Origin of the sequence: Polaromonas sp. CG_9.11, from assembly GCF_015752225.1 — a bacterium.
In the GTDB taxonomy this organism is placed as follows: Bacteria; Pseudomonadota; Gammaproteobacteria; order Burkholderiales; family Burkholderiaceae_C; genus Polaromonas.
Genome location: NZ_JADOVE010000008.1, coordinates 1 through 18,391 on the forward strand (window position 1 = coordinate 1; position 18,391 = coordinate 18,391).

The following is an 18,391-nucleotide window of genomic DNA, read 5'->3' on the forward strand; positions in this document are numbered from 1 at the left end:
ATGCCTGGGATTTCGCACTCCTCACGAGGTGTTTCATGCCATCGAGATGAAACCCCTTACATTAGCTTTTGGTGCATTTTGTAATTGAATCTGCGGCTTTTTAGTGATCACGCGCACTACTGTAAAGCCTTTATAGCTATGTATTACATAGCAAACAGAATTTGCACTGATGACTTGACGGTCACTGTGTTTTATTTCAATAACGCTGGCCTGTCAGTATCAGGGCCAGCCGCATCAAGGCATAGGCCATCCAGCCCTGGATACGGCGGCCCAATGGACGCTGGCTGTACAACGCGGGGTCTATGCGGGCTCCGTGATGCGCGACCGCTGCGTGCAGGCAGGACCTGAGTTCGCCCGCAAAATCATGGTCCTGTATCACTACATTGGCTTCGCGGGCCAGCAAAAGACTTAAGGGATCAAGGTTAGATGAACCGACAGTAGCCCAGTGTCCATCGACAACAGCCACTTTGGCATGCAGAAAGCTGGTGGAATATTCGTGAATCTCGACACCTGCGGCCAACAGGGCGCCGTACACCGGCCGGACGGCATGATACTGCATGAAGTATTCATATTTGCCCTGCAATAGCAAGGTCACATGCACACCGCGCCTGGCGGCCTTCATCAGCGCGCGGCGCAACTTGCGGCCTGGCAAAAAATAAGCGTTGGCAATGATGACCTCCTGGCGCGCCTTGCCAATGGCCTTGCGGTAGGCCCTTTCGATGCTGTGGCGGTTACGCAGGTTGTCGCGCAGCACCAGCACCGCCTTGGTGTGGGAACTGCCTGTTAGGCTGGAAAGGTTGGAATCCAAAGGTTGTGCAAGCAACTTTGCATCGATGCGTCCACCGTAACCTGCGGCCTTGAATTTTTCCCAGGCTTCATTCAAATGCCTTTGCCGCGCGCTGTAGCCAGCCTGCACACGCCACCACAACAGGGCCATGGCGTCGGTCGCTTCGGCTGCCAAGGGTCCGGTTAGGATCACTGCAAAATCAAAGCGCGGCGCCTCCAGTTTTCCGTAGGTGGGATCGTAGAAATCGTCCAGCACGTTGATGCCGCCGCAAAAAACTATCCGCTCGTCCACCACGCACAGCTTGCGGTGCAGTCTGCGCCAGCGTTCAGGCACCAAAAATCCCAAGCTTGAGCCCACCGGCGAATACGCACACCACTGAACACCTGAACTGGAAAAATTTTTCTGCCAGTCAACTGGCAATGGCCCGGTACCGACTGCATCCACCAGCACCTGAACTGTCACACCGCGTTTGGCCGCCCGGACCAGAGCATCGGCCACCAAAGCCCCGGCCCCATGAATATCAAAAATATAGGTTTCAAGCTGTATCCATCGGGCAGCATCGTCGAAGGCTTGTACAAGCGCGGGAAACAATGCCTGCCCCCCTTGAAGCAGTTGGAATGTTTCGGATTGGGTGGAATCTGCCATCAGTGGACAAGAGAAGTTATGAGAAAAGCTTTAAATTCTTATGAGAACAGCAAACTTGCTGACGCTGCCACGCCCATTAATCGACTGACTCCTTGAACCTTGGCAGAAGCAAGATCGCCTCTGCATTGGATGGGGAAAAGCATTTTTCCGCAGCCTTCTGATGCGCCAGCCATTGCGAAGCCGTATGTTCACGGGGACTCAGCCTGACGGCACAGCTTTCAGGCAGGTACAGACTGAAGACATGCTCGGTATTGCGCGTAACGCCGGGGGCATAACGATGGCGCCAGGCCGGATAAATGTCGTACACGTTCGAAAGACCCCAGTTTCGCATTTGGTCCGGCGCGGCAACAATGCCGGTTTCTTCTTCAAGCTCACGGCGCGCTGTTTCCAGCAACGGCTCGTCTGAAGTGTCTTTTGAACCAGTAACGCTCTGCCAGAAACCCGGATGGTCAGCGCGTTCGATCAGCAGTACATCGAGTCGAGATGTGTAAATGATGACCAGCACCGACTCTGGAATTTTGTATAAGGCAATGTTTGAATCCATGATCAATTATTGCGGCCTGGCAGAGGCTTGCCCGGCAAGCCATTGGTCGATGATTAACCGCGTTGAATCGGCTTACCTCAGCAAGGCACGGTAGCGCAGATTGCCAGGATTTTGCGCCGCCAGCGACTGTCGCTGCTGGGGCATGTTTATTGAACTGCAGTTGCCAGTATGGAGTCCCACACAAAAAGCATATTGACCGTAAATCAGCGGTTGCGGCATCAAAAACAAAAAAACAACGCTATACTTTTAATAGCAGGATTTCCATATGTAGCGTGGTAGGGCGTCACGGACTTGAACCGTGGACCAAAGGATTATGAGTCCTCTGCTCTAACCAACTGAGCTAACGCCCCCTCCACTGGCAGATTGTAATGGCTCTATTTGCTGTGGCTGAGCGCCGTGCTGACCAGTTTGGATGTGATGTCGACAATCTGGATCATCTTTTCGTAGGGCATGCGCATTGGACCGATCACCCCAAGCGTTCCGACAACCTGACCATCGACCTCGTAAGGTGCCGTGACCACCGACAGTTCCTGGTACGGAATCACCTGACTTTCGCCGCCTATGTAGATTCGCACACCCTCGGCGCGGCTGGAGACATCGAGCAGGCGCATCAGTTGTGCCTTCTGCTCGAACAGATCAAACAGCTTGCGAAGGTTGTCCATGTCGCCAGAAAAATCGCTGACCGCCAGCAGGTTGCGCTCGCCTGAAACAACCACTTCGTCACGCGACTCGATGGCTTCGGAACTGACCACGACCGCTTCCTGCATCAGGGACGCGATTTCTCCCCTGAGTGCGTCCACTTCATTCTTCAGGCGCTCACGCACTTCTTCGATCGCCATGCCGGCATAGTGAGAATTGAGAAAATTTGAAGCTTCGATCAATTGCGAGGCGCTGTAGTCAGTTTCGGTGAAGATGACGCGGTTCTGCACATCGCCATCGGGTGACACGATGATCACCAGGAAGCGCTTTTCGGACAGGCGTAAGAACTCGATATGCCTGAACACCGACGTCCGGCGCGGCGCCATCACCACGCCGACGAATTGCGACAGGCTCGACAGCATGTGCGCGGCATTGCTGATGACCTTGAGCGGCTGGTCCGGCGCAATGCGTGCCATCTGGCTGGCCACCGTCAGCGGGTCGCGCTGTGTGGTCAGCATGGTGTCGACAAACAGGCGATAGCCCCGCGCTGTCGGAATGCGTCCGGCAGACGTGTGCGGGCTGACGATCAGGCCGAGATCCTCTAGGTCGCTCATCACGTTGCGGATCGTGGCGGGGGAAAGCTCCAGTCCGGAAGCCTTGGAAAGCGTGCGCGAGCCGACCGGTTGGCCGTCGGCAATATAGCGCTCAACCAGCGCTTTCAACAACAAACGGGCGCGACTATCAAGCATGAGGACATTCTACGAAGCTTGCTCGGCAGGTTGTGATGTAATTTGAAAATGAAGTCGCAATTCCGCCATGTCGCACTGATCGGCAAGTACCAGGCCCAAGGCTCCCGCTCTGCCCTGGAAGACATTGCGCATTTCCTGGACTCGCAGGGTTGCGACGTGGCGCTCGAGGAGGACACGGCGCGCAATACCGGTCTGAACCAGTTCGCCACGCTCGATGCGGCCGGAATTGGCGCGCAGTGCGACCTGGCCCTGGTGGTAGGTGGTGACGGCACCATGCTGGGTATCGGGCGCCTGCTGGCCCAGTTTGGCGTGCCTGTGGTCGGCATCAACCAGGGACGGCTGGGCTTCATCACCGACATTGCCTTTGAGGATTACCAAAATACCCTGACACCCATGCTGCGCGGAGAATTCGAGGAAGACCGGCGCTGGATGATGGAGGCCAAGGTCATGCGCGATGGCCATTGCGTTTTCAGCGCCACGGCGATGAATGACGTCGTGGTCAATCGAGGGGCGACCTCTGGCATGGTCGAGTTGCGTGTCGAAGTCGATGGCCGATTTGTGGCCAACCAGCGGGCCGACGGCCTGATCATTGCATCGCCCACGGGTTCAACGGCCTACGCACTTTCAGCGGGCGGTCCATTGCTGCATCCTTCGATTGGTGGCTGGGTACTGGTGCCCATTGCCCCGCATACCTTGTCAAATCGGCCAATCGTGCTTTCAGACTCGGGAGAAGTTGCCATTGAACTGGTAGCAGGCCGGGATGCAAGCGCCAGCTTTGACATGCAGTCGCTGGCCAGCTTGCTGCATGGCGACCGGATCATTGTCAGGCGTTCGGAGTTCCAGATGCGTTTTTTGCACCCCAAGGGCTGGAGTTATTTCGACACGCTGCGCAAGAAGCTTCACTGGAACGAAGGCGTTGTAGCCTGAGCGCTGCCGCCCTCCATTGGCCTGCACCGAGATATGAGCATTAAAAGCATTGCCCTGCGGGATTTCGTGATCGTGCGCGAACTTGATCTTGACCTGATGGACGGATTCACTGCGCTGACTGGCGAAACCGGCGCCGGCAAGTCGATACTGGTTGGCGCACTGCAACTGGTGCTGGGCGCGCGTTCCGATGCCGGCGTGGTGCGCGAGGGCGCGGCGCGCTGCGAGATCAGTGCCGAATTCGACAGCCCTGCCCGGCTGGCACCGTGGCTGGAGCAGGCCGGCATGGAGTCCGGCGACACCCTGCTGCTGCGCCGCACGGTGGACGCGCAGGGCAAGAGCCGGGCATGGATCAACGGCAGCGCAGTCACTGTTACCCAGCTCAAGGATATCGGCAGTCAGCTGGTGGACATTCATGGCCAGCACGCCTGGCAAAGCCTCACGCGCCCCGACGCCGTTCGCGGCCTGCTGGACTCGTATGCAGGCGTTTCAACCGAACTGCTCTCGTTGCGCTGGCAGGAATGGCGCATGGCACTAAAAATCCTCGCCCAGGCAAACGATGCCCGGGAGAGCCTGGAGCGTGACCGCGAACGGCTGGCATGGCAGATTGGGGAACTGGGCAAACTGGCGCCTGTCGAGGATGAATGGGAAGAACTCAACGCCCAGCATGGGCGGTTGTCAAACATGCAGGATTTGCGCGATGCCGTGCAAACAGCGGTCGACGCCTTGCGAGAGGCTGATGACAATGCCCTGACGCTGCTGAGCCGCGCCATTCAGGCCCTGGAAAACCAGGCCCAAATAGAGCCGGAATTCAAGGAACTGGCCGCAGTCTTGCACACGGCCCTGGCGCAAATGGACGACACCGTGCATTCATTGCGAGCCTATGCCCGGGACGCCGAACTCGACCCCCTGCGGCTGGCCGAGCTGGACGAACGCCTGGCGCAATGGATCAGCCTGGCACGCCGTTACAAGCGGGCGCCTGCCGAACTGCCTGAACTGCTGGCATCGTGGAAGGCTGAGCTGCGCGCACTGGACGAGGCCGCCGACCTGGTTCAGCTTGAATGCAACGAGAACCAGGCCAAAGCCGGGTACATGAAAGAGGCCGGCCAGGTGTCGCGCCTGCGAAGCCAGGCGGCGCCCTTGCTGGCCAGCGCCATCACCCAGGCCATGCAAGGTCTGGGCATGCAGGGCGGCAGGTTTGAAGTGGTGCTTGCGCCAGCCGAACAACCGGCGCAGCACGGGCTGGAGCAGGCCGAGTTTCTGGTCGCCGGCCATGGCGGCAGCACGCCCAGGCCGGTGGCCAAGGTGGCTTCGGGCGGCGAGTTGTCCCGCATCGCGCTGGCCATTGCCGTCACCACCAGCCAGTTGGGACAGGCCCAGACCCTTGTTTTTGACGAGGTGGATTCTGGGGTGGGCGGCACAGTCGCGCAAACTGTTGGCCGGCTGATGCGGCAACTTGGCCAGGACCGGCAGGTGATGGCGGTAACGCATTTGGCGCAGGTGGCCGCCTTTGCCAACCAGCATCTCGTGGTGTCCAAACGCTCGGAGCAAGGCAGCACGCTGAGCACCGTTGAGCATGTGACCGGCAAGTTGCGCGTGACCGAAATTGCGCGAATGCTGGGCGGGGAACGCCTTTCGGGTGCCACCCTTGCGCATGCCACTGAAATGCTGGATCAATCCCCTGAAGAGGGGATTTAGCCAGCCTGCTTGATACCATCAGGAGCATGAACACCTGTCTTCTGATTTACCCGAATTCACCCCGCAGCCATGACCGTTCCAAGACCGGACAGCGCTTGTCACGAGCCGGAAGGTTGACGTGATGGAAATGATTCTTATCACTGGCATGTCGGGCTCGGGCAAGTCGGTCGCGCTCCATGCCCTTGAGGATGCCGGTTACTACTGTGTGGACAATCTTCCACCAGAACTGCTGTCACCTTTTGTTGCCCTGAAACGGCCGCACAACGCCCCAAAGCTGGCCATCGCCATGGATGTCAGGAGCGCCACGTCGCTGCCGCTGGTGCCACAGCAGCTCAAGGAATTGAAGGCTCAGGGGGTGCAAGTGCAGTCGCTCTTCCTTGATGCCAATACCGACACCTTGGTCCGGCGATTTTCAGAAACCAGGCGCCTGCATCCGCTGTCAAGAATCGACGCCACCGACCAGCACCGGGCGCTGGTCGACGCGATCGAACTTGAACGCAAGCTGCTGGGTGAAATGCGCGAGCAGGCGCATGTGATTGACACCAGCATGATCCGGTCGGCACAGTTGCAGGGCTACGTGAAATCGCTGCTTCGGCAGCCAGGCCGTCAGCTGACACTGGTTTTTGAGTCGTTTGCGTTCAAGCGCGGCGTGCCGCTTGATGCCGATTACGTGTTTGACGTGCGCATGCTCCCCAATCCCCACTACGAGGCAGGGCTGCGGAACCAGACCGGGCTTGACGAGGCGGTTGCAGACTTCCTGAAGGCGCACACGGAGGTGGACGACATGTTCCGGCATATCGAGCAATTCCTCAGTCACTGGCTGCAGGCCCTGGCGCGCGACCACCGGAGTTACGTCACGGTGGCGGTGGGTTGCACGGGCGGCCAGCACCGTTCGGTTTATCTGGTGGAGGCACTGGCAGCGGCCTTTGGCAAGGATTGGCCGACGCTGAAACGGCACCGCGAGCTTGAAGCGGGCTGATCAGCCCGGCTCAACACGGGCGCAATATCCCTCGGCCCTTGTCTCAAGGCGCTTGCGGTGCTCAAAGTGGCTTGAGCGCTTTTTGCTATTTTATTCATAGCTACTTGTGCATACCAGTATTGCGCCAGAGGCCTTTTTTATCTTAAAAATTCACTTTCGGGCTAAATCGTGGCCGCTCCATCCGCTGGGTCGGCGGCATCCTGCGCCAGCAGCTTGCGGATGGGTGCGGGCAGACCCAGAGCTGGCCACGCTTCGGGACTGAACCAGGCGGCCGGACGGGTTTCAGACACCATCGATCCAGGCATGGGCTGATCGGCCTGGAAGCCTGCAATCCACGGCGACAAATACAGATCCTTGTGCGTCAAGACATGGACAAAGGCCGGCAGGGCCTCGATACGGCCCTCAAGGCTTTGCGGCAGAAGCGACTTGAAGGCGTCATCGCTTTCAAACACCGGCAGGCAGTAAAGCCCGCCCCAGATGCCGGTGGCGGGACGCTTTTCAAGCCACACCGACCCGTCGGGCCGTTGCGCCCACAACAGGCTGATCGACTGGGCGCTACGCTTGAGCTTGCGGGTCTTGACCGGGTATTTTTCGGGGTTTCCTTGCGCCCGCCCACGGCACAGCGCCTGCACCGGACACAGCAGGCACTTTGGCTGGCGGCCGGTGCAAATGGTGGCGCCCAGGTCCATCAGCCCCTGGGTGTAGCGCGGCATGGCTTGTGCCAGGTCGTCATGCGGCAGCAGCTCGGTGGCCAGGCTCCAGAGCGCGCGCTCCTGGGCGCCCTGCGCCAGATCGCCGGAAAAACCCAGCACCCGCGTGAGCACCCGCTTCACGTTCCCGTCCAGAATGGCAACCCGTTCCCCGAAGCAGAATGAAGCGATGGCAGCGGCGGTCGAGCGGCCGATGCCTGGCAAGGTCTGCAATTGCTCGGCAGTCGCTGGAAATTGCCCGTGGTGCAGCGCCATCACCTGCTGCGCACAGCGATGCAGGTTGCGCGCGCGGCTGTAATACCCCAGCCCGCTCCACAAGGACATCACCTCGTCATCGGAAGCGGCAGCCAGATCGCCCACACGGGGAAAGCGCTGCAAAAACCGGTCGTAATAGGCCAGCACCGTGACCACCTGGGTTTGCTGCAGCATGATTTCCGACAGCCAGACCCGGTAGGGATCGCACGTGTTCTGCCAGGGCAGGCTGTTGCGTCCATGGCCTTGCTGCCAATGCACGATTTCGTTCGCGAACGAAGACGGAATAAAAGAGCCCGCCTCGGGGGAGTGGCCTGTTTGAATCAGGCTGCTGGCATCTGATTTACGCCTCATCATGCCAATTCAGCCAGCACTGCGCCCGCCGTATCAATCGCCGGGTTCTGGAATGGAGGGAACGCAAAAGGCAAAGGCTGAACGTCCAAAAGCTGCAAGGTCAGCTCGCCGAGCGTGGTTTCCAGGGCTCGAAGCCGCATGTCCTGCACATTCAGTTCAGCAATTCGTTCATCCAGCGTTGACGCAGCCTGCGCAATGCGCTCGATGGATTCCAGGCGCTTGGCAAAACCCTGGCGCCGTTCGCGTATTTGCGCATCGAGTTGCACAGATGCAGACTGGCTCCACTGTTCCACTTCACCCAAAGCCGGCTCAAAAACCATACGCAGGCGGCTGCTCAGTGCACGCACCAGCCGGTCGGAAAACCCGGCCTGCGCAAGCCGCATCACATTGCCCAGGCCCAGGTACTGCAAGTGGCTGCGCTCGATCAGTTCGAGGTCCTGCTCATATTGGGTCATATCCGGCGCCCGCCCTGCCTGCAGCGAAAAACCGAATTCTGCGTTGAGTTGCCGGAAGGCCGAATCCAGCATCGCCTGCATGTCAGTCGTGATGGTTTGAGCCTGACACAACGCTTTTCGCAAGCTTGAAAACGTCTCTCCATAGGTTTTTTTCAGGCGCAGCTTGATGCCGGGCTGCTTGAGCGCAGCGGTCAACCTGGCAAGTTCGGCCCTGAGCGTCGGCATGCCCAACAAATGCACGACATCGCCCAGCAAGGTGTTGTGCACCGAACGAACCGCATGCAACCTGGCACTGCTGCCTGAAAACTCGGCTTGCTCGTGCGCGATCCGCTTGCGCATGTGCCGGATGACCGTGCTGTTTTTCCCCCGCAAGCCGCGCAGCTCCAGCATCTGCTCGGTCTGGTCGCGACGGCGCATGGTCAATGCGCGTGCGGCCTCGCTTTTAAGTTCCTGAATGCTGGCGGCGACGGCCGCGCGCAGGATTTTCTGCCGCTGGCCCATCAAGACTTTTGCCAAGGCCACTTCAAGCGCCGGCAACTGGCTGGCCTTCAACAGCGCGTCGTCGTGCATGACTTTGGCATCCAGACCCTTTTGCGCCGATACGGCAAGCACCCGCGAGCGCTGCAATCCCAGGATGTCAGCCAAGCTTGCCCTTTGCCGGTCAATCTGCGCCTGGACCTGTTCGGGTGTGCTCAACGCATCCCACAAGGTGTCAATCTTGTTGAGCACGACCAGGCGGTTATCGCTACCTTTCGTGCCACTGGCCAAATGCTCCCGCCAGATGGACAAGTCGGACCGGGTCACACCCGTGTCGGCCGCCAGGATGAAAACCACGGCATGCGCCTGCGGAATCAGGCTGACCGTCAGTTCAGGCTCTGCGCCGATGGCATTGAGCCCCGGCGTATCAAGAATCACCAGCCCCTGCCTGAGCAGCGGATGCGCAATGTTGACCAGTGCATGGCGCCATTTCGGCACCTCGACCCGGCCATCGGCCGTCACCGGCGGATGGTTTTCGGGACTGCTGTCATTCCAGAAGCCAAGTGCGCGGGCCTGCTCCAGCGGCACATGCAGCACTTCGGCGACCTTCTGGAACGCCGCTGCCAGCTGGGCGGGGTTGTCCACGTCCAGGTCAACCTGAAGCCATTTTTCCGGCACAAGGCGCCACTCCGCCAAGGCCTGACGCTGCAGCCGCGTTTCGATGGGCAACAGGCGCAAGCAAGGCGCAGTATCGGGGTCATAGCCCAGTTCGGTCGGACACATGGTGGTCCGCCCGGCGCTTGCCGGCAAGATGCGGCGGCCATGCCCGGCAAAGAAAATGGCATTGATCAACTCGGATTTTCCGCGCGAGAACTCCGCCACGAACGCCACCATGACCTTGTCAGAGCGCACCTGAGACTCCAGCTTGAGCATCCGGGCTTCGACCGCCGCGTTGAGCAGGCCCTGCTCTTTCATCCACTCGGCGAGCCGTTTGAGACACAAGGCGAATTCGCGCCGCCAGGCGCCATACTGGTCAAATTGTTCGTTGAAAGACATGCGCTGTGGTCATACAAGTGGTCAGGCCAATATAGCATTGGACTTCGGCCGACTGTGCGGAACGCTTATGGTTTCTGGCAGCGGGCGCAATAAAAGGTGGAGCGCTGGCCCTGCCGAATACCCTTGATCGGCGCGCCACAGACCCTGCACGGCAAGCCCACTCGGTCGTAAACCATGGCGTCCAGCTGAAAATGACCCGCCTCGCCATCTGCATTGGAAAAATCCCTGAGCGTGCTGCCGCCCTTGGCGACGGCATTCGTCAACACCGTCTGGATCGCATGGTGCAGGCGGGCAGCGCGCGGCTTGCTGATCCGCGATGCCCGGGTGGTGGGGCGGATGCCCGCCAGGAACAAGGCCTCGGAGGCATAGATGTTTCCGACGCCGACCACCGCCTGGCCCGCCAGCAGCAGCGGCTTGATGGCGGTCTTGCGCGCGTTGAGCCACTGATGAAACACCAGCGCGTCAAACGCCTCGCTCAGCGGCTCGACACCCAGATGCCCCAGCAGCTTTTGCGCCGAAGGATGGGCTTCGCTTGCGGCATGAACCACGGCCCCAAAGCGCCGCGGGTCGTGCAATCGCAAGGTGCCCAGGCTGGTCACCAGGTCAAAGTGATCATGCTTGCCTGCCACCGGCAGCTTGGCACCAAAACTGACGCTGCCCGACATGCCCAGGTGCATCAGCAACAGGCCTTGGCTCAAGTCCAGCAACAAATACTTGCCACGACGGCGCACAGCCAGCACCTGCTGGCCATGCAACTGGGTCGCCTCGCAGCCCAGTGGCCAGCGCAAGGGCTTGCCCACCACCACGTCTTCGATTCGGGCGCCTGCAATGCGGTTGGCAAAGCTCAGGCGGGTGACTTCAACTTCGGGCAGTTCAGGCATGTATTTAAAACTCTTCAGGACAACACGGGGCTTGCAAACCCTGGCACAAGAGGTCGCCACGTCAGCACCTGCGTGCATGACCAGCGCAAAGCGCCGGCAGAAGCCTTCAATTATCATGCGTGATGAAGAAAAAACCTGGCCTTGCTTTTGCCTGCCTGTGCCTTGCTGCTCCGCTGGTGCTGGCCCAGGCCACGATCCCCGAGACCCTTGCCCCCGCCAGACCCGCAGCAGTCTCGGGCCTTGCCGAAGCCAGGGAGGCCCAAGCATCGGCGACTGTGTCTCCGCTGGACAGCGCGTTGTTTTACCAGGTACTGGTCGGCGAGCTTACGGCGCAGGAAGACCAAGCTTCCGCAGGCTTTGCCCTGCTGCTCGACGCTGCCCGAAAAACCGGCGATGCCCAGCTTTACCAGCGGGCCACCGACATTGCCCTGCAGGCCCGCTCCGGCGACGCGGCGTTGCAGGCCGCGCTTGCATGGAAGCAGCAGATGCCCGCATCCCGCGAGGCCAACCGCTATGTCCTGCAGATCCTGATTGCACTGAACCGTATTGCCGACACCGTCGAGCCGCTGAAAACCGAACTCAGGATGGTGCCCGATGCCGAGCGCTTGGCCGTGCTGGCGGCCATACCGCGCATTTATGCCCGCGTCAGCGACCGCAAGCTGGCGGCCAGCGTGGTTGAAACCGCGCTGGCCGATTACCTGACCCCTCTCGCCACGGCAAGTGCAGCCTGGACCACGGCCGGACGGATGCGGCTGGCGGCTGACAACAGGCCAGGCGCATTGGTGGCGGCCCAGCGTGGCCAGGCAGCCGATTCGCGCGCCGAAGGCCCGGTAGTGGTGGCGCTCGAACTGATTGATCCGAAGCGGCCCGAAGCCGAAACACTCGTCAAAAATTACCTGAACGATGGCCAAAGCCCGTCCAAAGCGCTGCCTGAAATCCGCATGGCATATGCCCGCGTACTGCTCGATGTTCAGCGCTATGCCGAAGCCAATGCGCAGCTGCAGATCGTGACGCGTGAAAAGCCCGACTACCCGGAAGGCTGGCTGGTGCTCGGTTCGCTGCAGCTGCAAGACAACCAGCAGGCGGCGGCCCAGGCTTCGCTGGAACGCTATGTTGCGCTGGCCGGGCAGACACCGCTGGCCGAACGCAACCCCGGCCTGGCGCAGGCCTATCTCTCGCTGTCGCAACTGGCCGAAAAACGCAAGGACTATTCGGCGGCTGAAAGCTGGCTCGGCAAGATTGAAAACGCCGCAGACCTGATGCAGGCGCAAACCCGCCGCGCCTCGATTCTGGCCAGCCAGGGCAAGATCGAGGAAGGGCGCAGCCTGATTCGCGCGCTGCCCGAACGCACGCCCGAAGAAGCACGGCTGAAGCTCAATGCCGAAGTCGGCCTGCTGCGCGAATTCAAGCAGTACCGCCAGGCTCACGAACTTTTGGCGCAGGCAGTAGCCAAAACGCCAGACGATACCGACTTGCTGTACGAGCAGTCGATGGTGGCTGAAAAGCTTGGGCTGCTCGACGACATGGAGCGGCTGCTGCGCCAAGTGATTCAGCTCAAGCCAGACTTCCACCATGCCTACAACGCACTGGGTTATTCACTGGCCGATCGCAATGTGCGGCTCTCCGAAGCACGTGATCTGATCCGCAAGGCCATCGAGTTCGCGCCGGGCGACCCCTTCATCCAGGACAGCTTGGGATGGGTTGAATTTCGCCTGGGCAACGCGCTTGAAGCGGTGCAGATTTTCGAAGCCGCTTTCAAAGCCAGGCCCGACGCTGAAATTGCCGCGCACTTCGGCGAAGTGCTCTGGAGCCTGGGGCAGCGAGACCGCGCCCTGGCCCTCTGGAAAGAAGGCCAGCGCATCAACGCTGACAATGAAACGCTGCTTGAGACGCTCAAGCGCCTCAAGGTGACGCCATAAACCGGGAACCGCCGTGCAATTCACCCACCGGCTGCGCGCCCTGCTTCTTCACGGATTCATTTTTGCTACTATTTTAATAGCTGGTTGCGCCCGTCCAGTCAGCGGAACATCATTAAATAACCCAAAAAATGAGTTTTGGGCAGGCCGTATCAGCTTGAACGTCAAGAGCGAGCCCGAGCAGTCTTTCTCGGCCGGCTTTGAGCTCAAGGGCCGGTCTGAGCGCGGTGAACTGACATTGATCAGCCCGCTGGGCAATGTGCTGGGCGTGCTGCGCTGGGCACCCGGCGAAGCAGAACTGGAGTCGGGCAACCGCAACATCCAGCGCTTTGCCTCCGTCGATGCCCTGATGGCGCAGGCCACGGGCGCAGCCGTTCCGCTGGGTGCGCTGTTCGCCTGGCTGCAGGGCGACAACGCGACAGCCAGTGGCTGGTCAGCCGATCTTTCACGGCACGGTGAAGGCCGCATCGCCGCCACCCGGATGCAGCCCATGCCCCGGGCCGATCTTCGTGTGGTGCTCGACCAGTAACACCCTGCCCGCCTGACAGACTCACTGTTTTTGAAGGTTTCCAGCGTGAACCGCTTTCCTGTTTCCTCGCGGCCCCTCAAGGCCCTGTATGACGTGCCGGCTCCGGCCAAGCTCAACCTGTTCCTGCACATCACCGGCCGCCGGCCCGACGGCTACCATTTGCTGCAATCGGCTTTTATGCTGATCGACTGGTGCGACACGCTGCATTTTGAACTGCGCACCGACGGGCAGATCAGCCGCACCGACCTGAAAAGCGCCGACGGCACCGCCTCCGAGGTGCTACCGGCCGAAGACCTGGCCGTGCGCGCCGCCCGCGCCTTGCAGGCGGCCTGTGGCATCTCGCTGGGCGCTCACATCGGTCTGGAAAAAAATATTCCATCGCAGGCCGGCATGGGCGGCGGCTCATCCGATGCGGCCAGTTGCCTGCTCGCGCTCCAGCGCCTATGGGGGGTCCGCCTGCCGGAAAAAGACCTGCGCACCCTGGCGCTTTCACTGGGCGCAGACGTTCCTTTCTTCCTTTCGGGAGGTCATGCCTGGGTCGAGGGAATTGGTGAGGAAATCACGCCGCTTGCCTTGCCATCGGCGCAGTTTTTGGTGGTCAAAACACCTGTGGGCGTATCAACGCCAGAAATTTTTAAGGCTTCAAGTCTGAAACGTGACACAGCGACTGCTACAATGCTAGGCTTTGCTGCATATGCTGATGGACAGGTTTTTAAATTTGGCCATAACGACTTGCAGCCGGTCGCGCAAAAGCTTTGCCTGCAGATTGTCCAGTCACTTGAGTGGTTAGAATCGCAGCAGCTTTCAGGACGCATGACCGGCTCGGGAAGTGCTGTATTTGCACAGATTCTTGAAAATACCGACTTGGCAGACGCTCCTGGCGACTGGCTGGTCCGCAAATGCAAAAATCTGGAAATGCATCCTTTGGCAGGTTGGTAAATTACCGGCTCACTGGAATGCAATTCGCAAGCAACGGTTATAGGTCGGTTGTTGGCAACAACAACTGTCCTGTGTAGGGGTGTCGCCAAGTTGGTTAAGGCACTGGATTTTGATTCCAGCATTCGCAGGTTCGAATCCTTCCACCCCTGCCAAATTTATCAGACCTGCCCGTCGCAGGTTTGAGTTGATCTAGGAGCTGCCTGATGGCGGCTCTTCCGGACCCGCAAGTGGCGGGTCTGTGTATTTTGAAAGATTGCAACGCAATTCACTGCCAAGTCCGCGTTGCACACTACTTTCAGTGCGTATTTTGTTTCAATAAATATTTCACTCCACTTTCAAGTCTGTCCGCAGCTGGACTTCATACGCAAATGCACCACCCCGACTTCATGGTTTTCACCGGCAATGCCAACCCTGGCCTGGCCGCAGAAATTGCCCAGAACCTTGGCATCTCACTGGGTAGTGCCCATGTGGGACGATTTTCAGACGGTGAAGTCACCGTCGAGATCCAGCAGAACGTCCGCGCCCGCGACGTGTTCGTGGTGCAGTCCACTTGCTCGCCGACCAATGACAACCTAATGGAACTGCTGATCATGGTGGACGCGCTAAAGCGCTCGTCGGCTGACCAGATCGCCGCTGTGATTCCTTACTTCGGCTATGCCCGGCAGGACCGGCGCCCGCGTTCGGCGCGCGTTCCGATCACTGCCAAGGTGGTCGCCAATATGCTGCAGGCTGTTGGCGTGACCCGCGTCCTGACCATGGACCTGCATGCGGACCAGATCCAGGGTTTTTTCGACATTCCGGTTGACAATATTTATGCCTCGCCGGTGTTGTTGGGCGACCTGCGGCAGAAAAACTACACCGACCTGATGGTGGTGTCGCCCGATGTCGGCGGCGTGGTGCGCGCCCGCGCGCTGGCCAAGCAACTGGGCTGCGACATGGCAATCATTGACAAACGTCGTCCCAAGGCCAATGTGTCCGAGGTCATGCATGTGATCGGCGACATCGAAGGCCGCAACTGCGTAATCATGGACGACATGATCGATACCGCGGGCACACTGGTCAAGGCAGCCGAAGTGCTGAAAGAGCGCGGCGCCAAGAAGGTCTATGCCTATTGCACCCATCCGATTTTCTCGGGGCCGGCCATCCAGCGCATCACGCAGGGCGACGCACTCGATGAAGTCGTGGTCACCAACACCATTCCGCTGAGCGCCGACGCGCTGGCCTGCAAAAAAATTCGCCAGCTCTCCGTGGCACCGCTGATCGCTGAAACCATGCAGCGCATCGCCAAGGGAGAGTCCGTCATGAGTTTGTTCTCGGATCAAGACCAGCCTGATCTGATCTGAAACAAAAAAGCCGGCTGCACAGCAACGGGACCTAGCGAGGTTTCAAGCCTGGGCAGTCTTTTAGAGTCAGGGTGAGACTGGTCGCGGTCCGCCCATTTAGGAGAAGATTATGAAATTCGTCGCTTTTGAGCGCGCAAAGCAGGGCACGGGTGCGAGCCGCCGTCTCCGCATCACCGGCCGCACGCCCGGTATCGTTTACGGCGGTACCGCCGAGCCGATCCTGATCGAAATCGATCACAATGCCTTGTGGCACGCCATCAAGAAGGAAGCTTTCCACGGCTCCATTCTGGAGATGGAACTGGCCGGCAAGGAACACAAGGTTTTGCTGCGTGACCTGCAAATGCACCCTTACAAGCAGCAGGTCCAGCACATCGACTTCCAGCGCGTCGAAGCCCGCACCCGCATGACCGTGAAAGTGCCCGTGCACTACAGCGGCGAAGAAGAATCCCCCGCCGTCAAGACGGAAAACTGCATCGTCAACCATGTCTTGACCGAGATGACCGTTTCCTGCTTCCCGGCCGATATTCCTGAATTCATCGCCGTCGACCTGAGCGGATTGACCAAGAGCAGCTCGCTGCGCGTCAAGGACGTTTCGCTGCCCAAGGGCGTGAAAGCTGTTGCCAAAGGCCAGGTCAATCCGGTCATGGTCTCAGTGACCCCGATTGTCGAAGAAGTCGAAGCCGCTCCCGTGGTCGTCGACCCCAAGGCTGCCAAGGGCAAGCCCGGCGCCAAGCCTGCTGCCAAACCCGCCGCCAAGAAGTAATTCCCGGCTTGCGGCAATGACCTGAAAAGGTCTTGCCCGGACAGTGACCCAAGGCCCTTTTCCTCTCGCGAGGCAAAGGGCTTTTTTCATGTCCTGTGCTTCTGCTACGCTTTGCCGCCCTCCCCTTTCTTTTTTGCATACCCCATGATCAAGCTGTTTGTCGGCCTGGGCAACCCAGGCCCCGAGTACGAGGCCACGCGGCACAATGCCGGTTTCTGGTGGATTGACGCGCTCTCGCAAGTGTTGAAGGCGCCGCTCAGCCTGGACAAGAATTACCATGGCCAGGTTGCCCGTACCACGGTCAATGGCCAGACTGTCTGGCTGCTCAAGCCGCTGACCTTCATGAACCTGTCGGGCAAGTCGGTGGCGGCACTGGCGCGCTTTTTCAAGGTTTCACCCGGCGAGGTGCTGGTCGCGCATGACGAACTCGACATCGTTCCTGGCCAGGTCAAGCTCAAGTTCGGCGGCAGCCATGCCGGGCACAACGGCTTGCGCGACATTCATGCGCAACTCGCCTCGGCTGACTACTGGCGCCTGCGCATCGGCGTGGGCCACCCGGGCGTGAAGGCCGAAGTCATCAACTGGGTGCTGAAAAAGCCTTCCCAGGAACACCGCGTCGCCATCGAGGACTGCATCGCGCGCAGCCTGAAAGCTGTACCGGACCTGCTCAAGGGCGAAATGGAAAAGGCCACGATGCTGATTCACACCAGTCAGCCGCCACGCCCCAAACCGCCCCGGCCGACGACGGTGCCGGATGCTGCGGCCAGCGACACGGCCGCAAGCATGTCAAAGCCGGCGTAATACTTACTATTATTTTGATAGCTGCTTGCGCATATTTCTTATGCGAAAAGTGCCTATTTGATGCATAAAATTCAATGTCGGCGGCCTCAGCGCACCCGAACCACCGGGATAACCGCTTGCAGCCGGTTGTATTTTTCCCACAGCGTTTCCCGAGTCTCGCGGTGCTGCGGGTCGACCGGGATGCAGGCCACCGGACAGACCTGCACGCACTGCGGCTCGTCGAAATGGCCAACGCATTCGGTGCATTTGTTCGGGTCGATTTCATAGATCTCTGCACCCAGGAAAATCGCCTCGTTCGGGCATTCGGGCTCGCAGACGTCGCAGTTGATGCACTCGTCGGTGATCAGCAAGGCCATGGAATCAAGCTCCTTGTTTCGTGTGGACGAGGGCCAGCGCGGACGCGATGGCCGGGCTCACCATGGTGCCCACATCGCCACCCAGTTTGCTGATCTCGCGCACCAGCGTGCTGCTGATGCAGGCCAGCGGCGCTTCGGGCAGCAAGAACACGGTTTCCACCTCCGGGCGCAGTTTGCGGTTCATGGCGGCCATCTGGGCCTCGTAGTCAAAGTCGGTGAGGTTGCGAATGCCGCGCACCACCGCGCAGGCGTTTTGCGTGGCACAGAAATCCATGATCAGGCCGTCAAACGGCAGTACCCGGATGCCCGCGATGGAGGCCGTCGCCTGCTGCACCTGCCCGACGCGCTCGGACAGCGAAAAAAGCGCCTTTTTGTGATGGGCAACGGCCACCGCGATGACCAGCCGGTCAAACATCGCGGCGGCGCGGCGCACCACGTCGCCATGGCCAAGGGTGAACGGATCAAACGTCCCGGAATAAACAGCAATGCGGGGAATGGACATGCGCAGAATTATGCCCTTGCCTACGCTTGGACAGCCTGAGCACCAAGCGTGACCCTGAAGGCCATGCGGACGCTTGAGACACCTGCCACCGA

General features: G+C 59.8%; 18 protein-coding genes and 2 tRNA genes. 11 read left to right on the plus strand and 9 right to left on the minus strand.

All coding sequences use genetic code 11. From position 1 onward, the window contains the following. Positions 1–196: 196 nt before the first annotated feature. The gene (clsB, locus tag IWX85_RS08230) at positions 197–1,378 is read right to left on the minus strand and encodes a cardiolipin synthase ClsB (protein WP_231379635.1); all 1,182 of its coding nucleotides are present in this window, start codon (positions 1,376–1,378) and stop codon (positions 197–199) included. Here clsB and IWX85_RS20385 point away from each other — a divergent pair. Beyond that, positions 1,301–1,528, plus strand: a complete 228-nt coding sequence (locus IWX85_RS20385) for a hypothetical protein (protein WP_231379654.1) — start codon at positions 1,301–1,303, stop codon at positions 1,526–1,528. The two genes, clsB and IWX85_RS20385, sit on opposite strands and share 78 nt — an antisense overlap. Here IWX85_RS20385 and nudB read toward each other — a convergent pair. From nudB to hrcA, 3 genes are all read right to left on the minus strand, one after another. Continuing rightward, entirely contained in the window at positions 1,509–1,976 is a 468-nt protein-coding gene (gene nudB, locus IWX85_RS08235) for a dihydroneopterin triphosphate diphosphatase (protein ID WP_196869423.1), read from the minus strand. The genes IWX85_RS20385 and nudB overlap by 20 nt on opposite strands. Positions 1,977–2,249: 273 nt before the next feature. Beyond that, positions 2,250–2,326, minus strand: a tRNA-Ile gene (locus tag IWX85_RS08240). A 24-nt stretch (positions 2,327–2,350) separates the two neighbouring features. Beyond that, on the minus strand, positions 2,351–3,364 hold the full coding sequence (gene hrcA / locus IWX85_RS08245) for a heat-inducible transcriptional repressor HrcA (RefSeq protein WP_036805843.1): 1,014 nt from the start codon (positions 3,362–3,364) through the stop codon (positions 2,351–2,353). Positions 3,365–3,412: 48 nt separating this feature from the next. Between hrcA and IWX85_RS08250 the strand changes: the two genes are divergently transcribed. The 3 genes from IWX85_RS08250 (at position 3,413) to rapZ (ending at position 6,965) form a co-directional block, all read left to right on the plus strand. Next, positions 3,413–4,291: an NAD kinase gene (locus IWX85_RS08250; protein WP_036805846.1), complete on the plus strand. Its 879-nt coding sequence runs from the start codon at positions 3,413–3,415 to the stop codon at positions 4,289–4,291. A gap of 33 nt (positions 4,292–4,324) precedes the next feature. Beyond that, complete coding sequence (recN, locus tag IWX85_RS08255) at positions 4,325–5,986, plus strand: DNA repair protein RecN (RefSeq protein ID WP_196869424.1); 1,662 nt, start codon at positions 4,325–4,327, stop codon at positions 5,984–5,986. 121 nt (positions 5,987–6,107) lie between these two features. After that, the gene (rapZ, locus tag IWX85_RS08260; RefSeq protein ID WP_196869425.1) at positions 6,108–6,965 is read left to right on the plus strand and encodes an RNase adapter RapZ; all 858 of its coding nucleotides are present in this window, start codon (positions 6,108–6,110) and stop codon (positions 6,963–6,965) included. A gap of 161 nt (positions 6,966–7,126) precedes the next feature. Here the strand turns inward: rapZ and mutY are convergent, their stop codons facing one another. From mutY to mutM, 3 genes are all read right to left on the minus strand, one after another. Beyond that, complete coding sequence (gene mutY, locus IWX85_RS08265) at positions 7,127–8,281, minus strand: A/G-specific adenine glycosylase (protein ID WP_196869426.1); 1,155 nt, start codon at positions 8,279–8,281, stop codon at positions 7,127–7,129. After that, positions 8,281–10,269: a dynamin family protein gene (locus IWX85_RS08270; protein ID WP_196869427.1), complete on the minus strand. Its 1,989-nt coding sequence runs from the start codon at positions 10,267–10,269 to the stop codon at positions 8,281–8,283. The genes mutY and IWX85_RS08270 overlap by 1 nt, the downstream gene beginning before the upstream one ends. A gap of 65 nt (positions 10,270–10,334) precedes the next feature. Then, entirely contained in the window at positions 10,335–11,150 is an 816-nt protein-coding gene (gene mutM, locus IWX85_RS08275) for a bifunctional DNA-formamidopyrimidine glycosylase/DNA-(apurinic or apyrimidinic site) lyase (protein ID WP_036812463.1), read from the minus strand. A 122-nt stretch (positions 11,151–11,272) separates the two neighbouring features. Between mutM and IWX85_RS08280 the strand changes: the two genes are divergently transcribed. From IWX85_RS08280 to pth, 7 genes are all read left to right on the plus strand, one after another. Continuing rightward, complete coding sequence (locus IWX85_RS08280; RefSeq protein WP_196869428.1) at positions 11,273–13,069, plus strand: tetratricopeptide repeat protein; 1,797 nt, start codon at positions 11,273–11,275, stop codon at positions 13,067–13,069. Between the two features lie 154 nt (positions 13,070–13,223). Then, complete coding sequence (locus IWX85_RS08285) at positions 13,224–13,595, plus strand: outer membrane lipoprotein LolB (RefSeq protein ID WP_231379636.1); 372 nt, start codon at positions 13,224–13,226, stop codon at positions 13,593–13,595. A gap of 45 nt (positions 13,596–13,640) precedes the next feature. Beyond that, positions 13,641–14,534: a 4-(cytidine 5'-diphospho)-2-C-methyl-D-erythritol kinase gene (gene ispE, locus IWX85_RS08290; RefSeq protein ID WP_196869429.1), complete on the plus strand. Its 894-nt coding sequence runs from the start codon at positions 13,641–13,643 to the stop codon at positions 14,532–14,534. 75 nt (positions 14,535–14,609) lie between these two features. Beyond that, positions 14,610–14,686, plus strand: a tRNA-Gln gene (locus IWX85_RS08295). A 216-nt stretch (positions 14,687–14,902) separates the two neighbouring features. Continuing rightward, positions 14,903–15,877 carry a ribose-phosphate pyrophosphokinase gene (locus IWX85_RS08300; protein ID WP_036805871.1) on the plus strand — a complete coding sequence of 325 codons (975 nt, stop codon included), beginning with the start codon at positions 14,903–14,905 and terminating at the stop codon, positions 15,875–15,877. Between the two features lie 109 nt (positions 15,878–15,986). Further along, positions 15,987–16,640: a 50S ribosomal protein L25/general stress protein Ctc gene (locus IWX85_RS08305; RefSeq protein ID WP_036805874.1), complete on the plus strand. Its 654-nt coding sequence runs from the start codon at positions 15,987–15,989 to the stop codon at positions 16,638–16,640. Positions 16,641–16,784: 144 nt separating this feature from the next. After that, positions 16,785–17,441 (plus strand): aminoacyl-tRNA hydrolase, encoded by a 657-nt coding sequence (pth, locus tag IWX85_RS08310; protein ID WP_036805877.1) that lies wholly within the window; start codon positions 16,785–16,787, stop codon positions 17,439–17,441. 86 nt (positions 17,442–17,527) lie between these two features. Here the strand turns inward: pth and IWX85_RS08315 are convergent, their stop codons facing one another. Both IWX85_RS08315 and coaD read right to left on the minus strand, forming a co-directional pair. Further along, a complete protein-coding gene (locus tag IWX85_RS08315) occupies positions 17,528–17,797 on the minus strand; it encodes a YfhL family 4Fe-4S dicluster ferredoxin (protein ID WP_036805880.1) in 270 nt (89 codons plus the stop codon). A 4-nt stretch (positions 17,798–17,801) separates the two neighbouring features. Beyond that, complete coding sequence (gene coaD / locus IWX85_RS08320) at positions 17,802–18,299, minus strand: pantetheine-phosphate adenylyltransferase (protein ID WP_196869430.1); 498 nt, start codon at positions 18,297–18,299, stop codon at positions 17,802–17,804. Positions 18,300–18,391 lie beyond the last annotated feature (92 nt).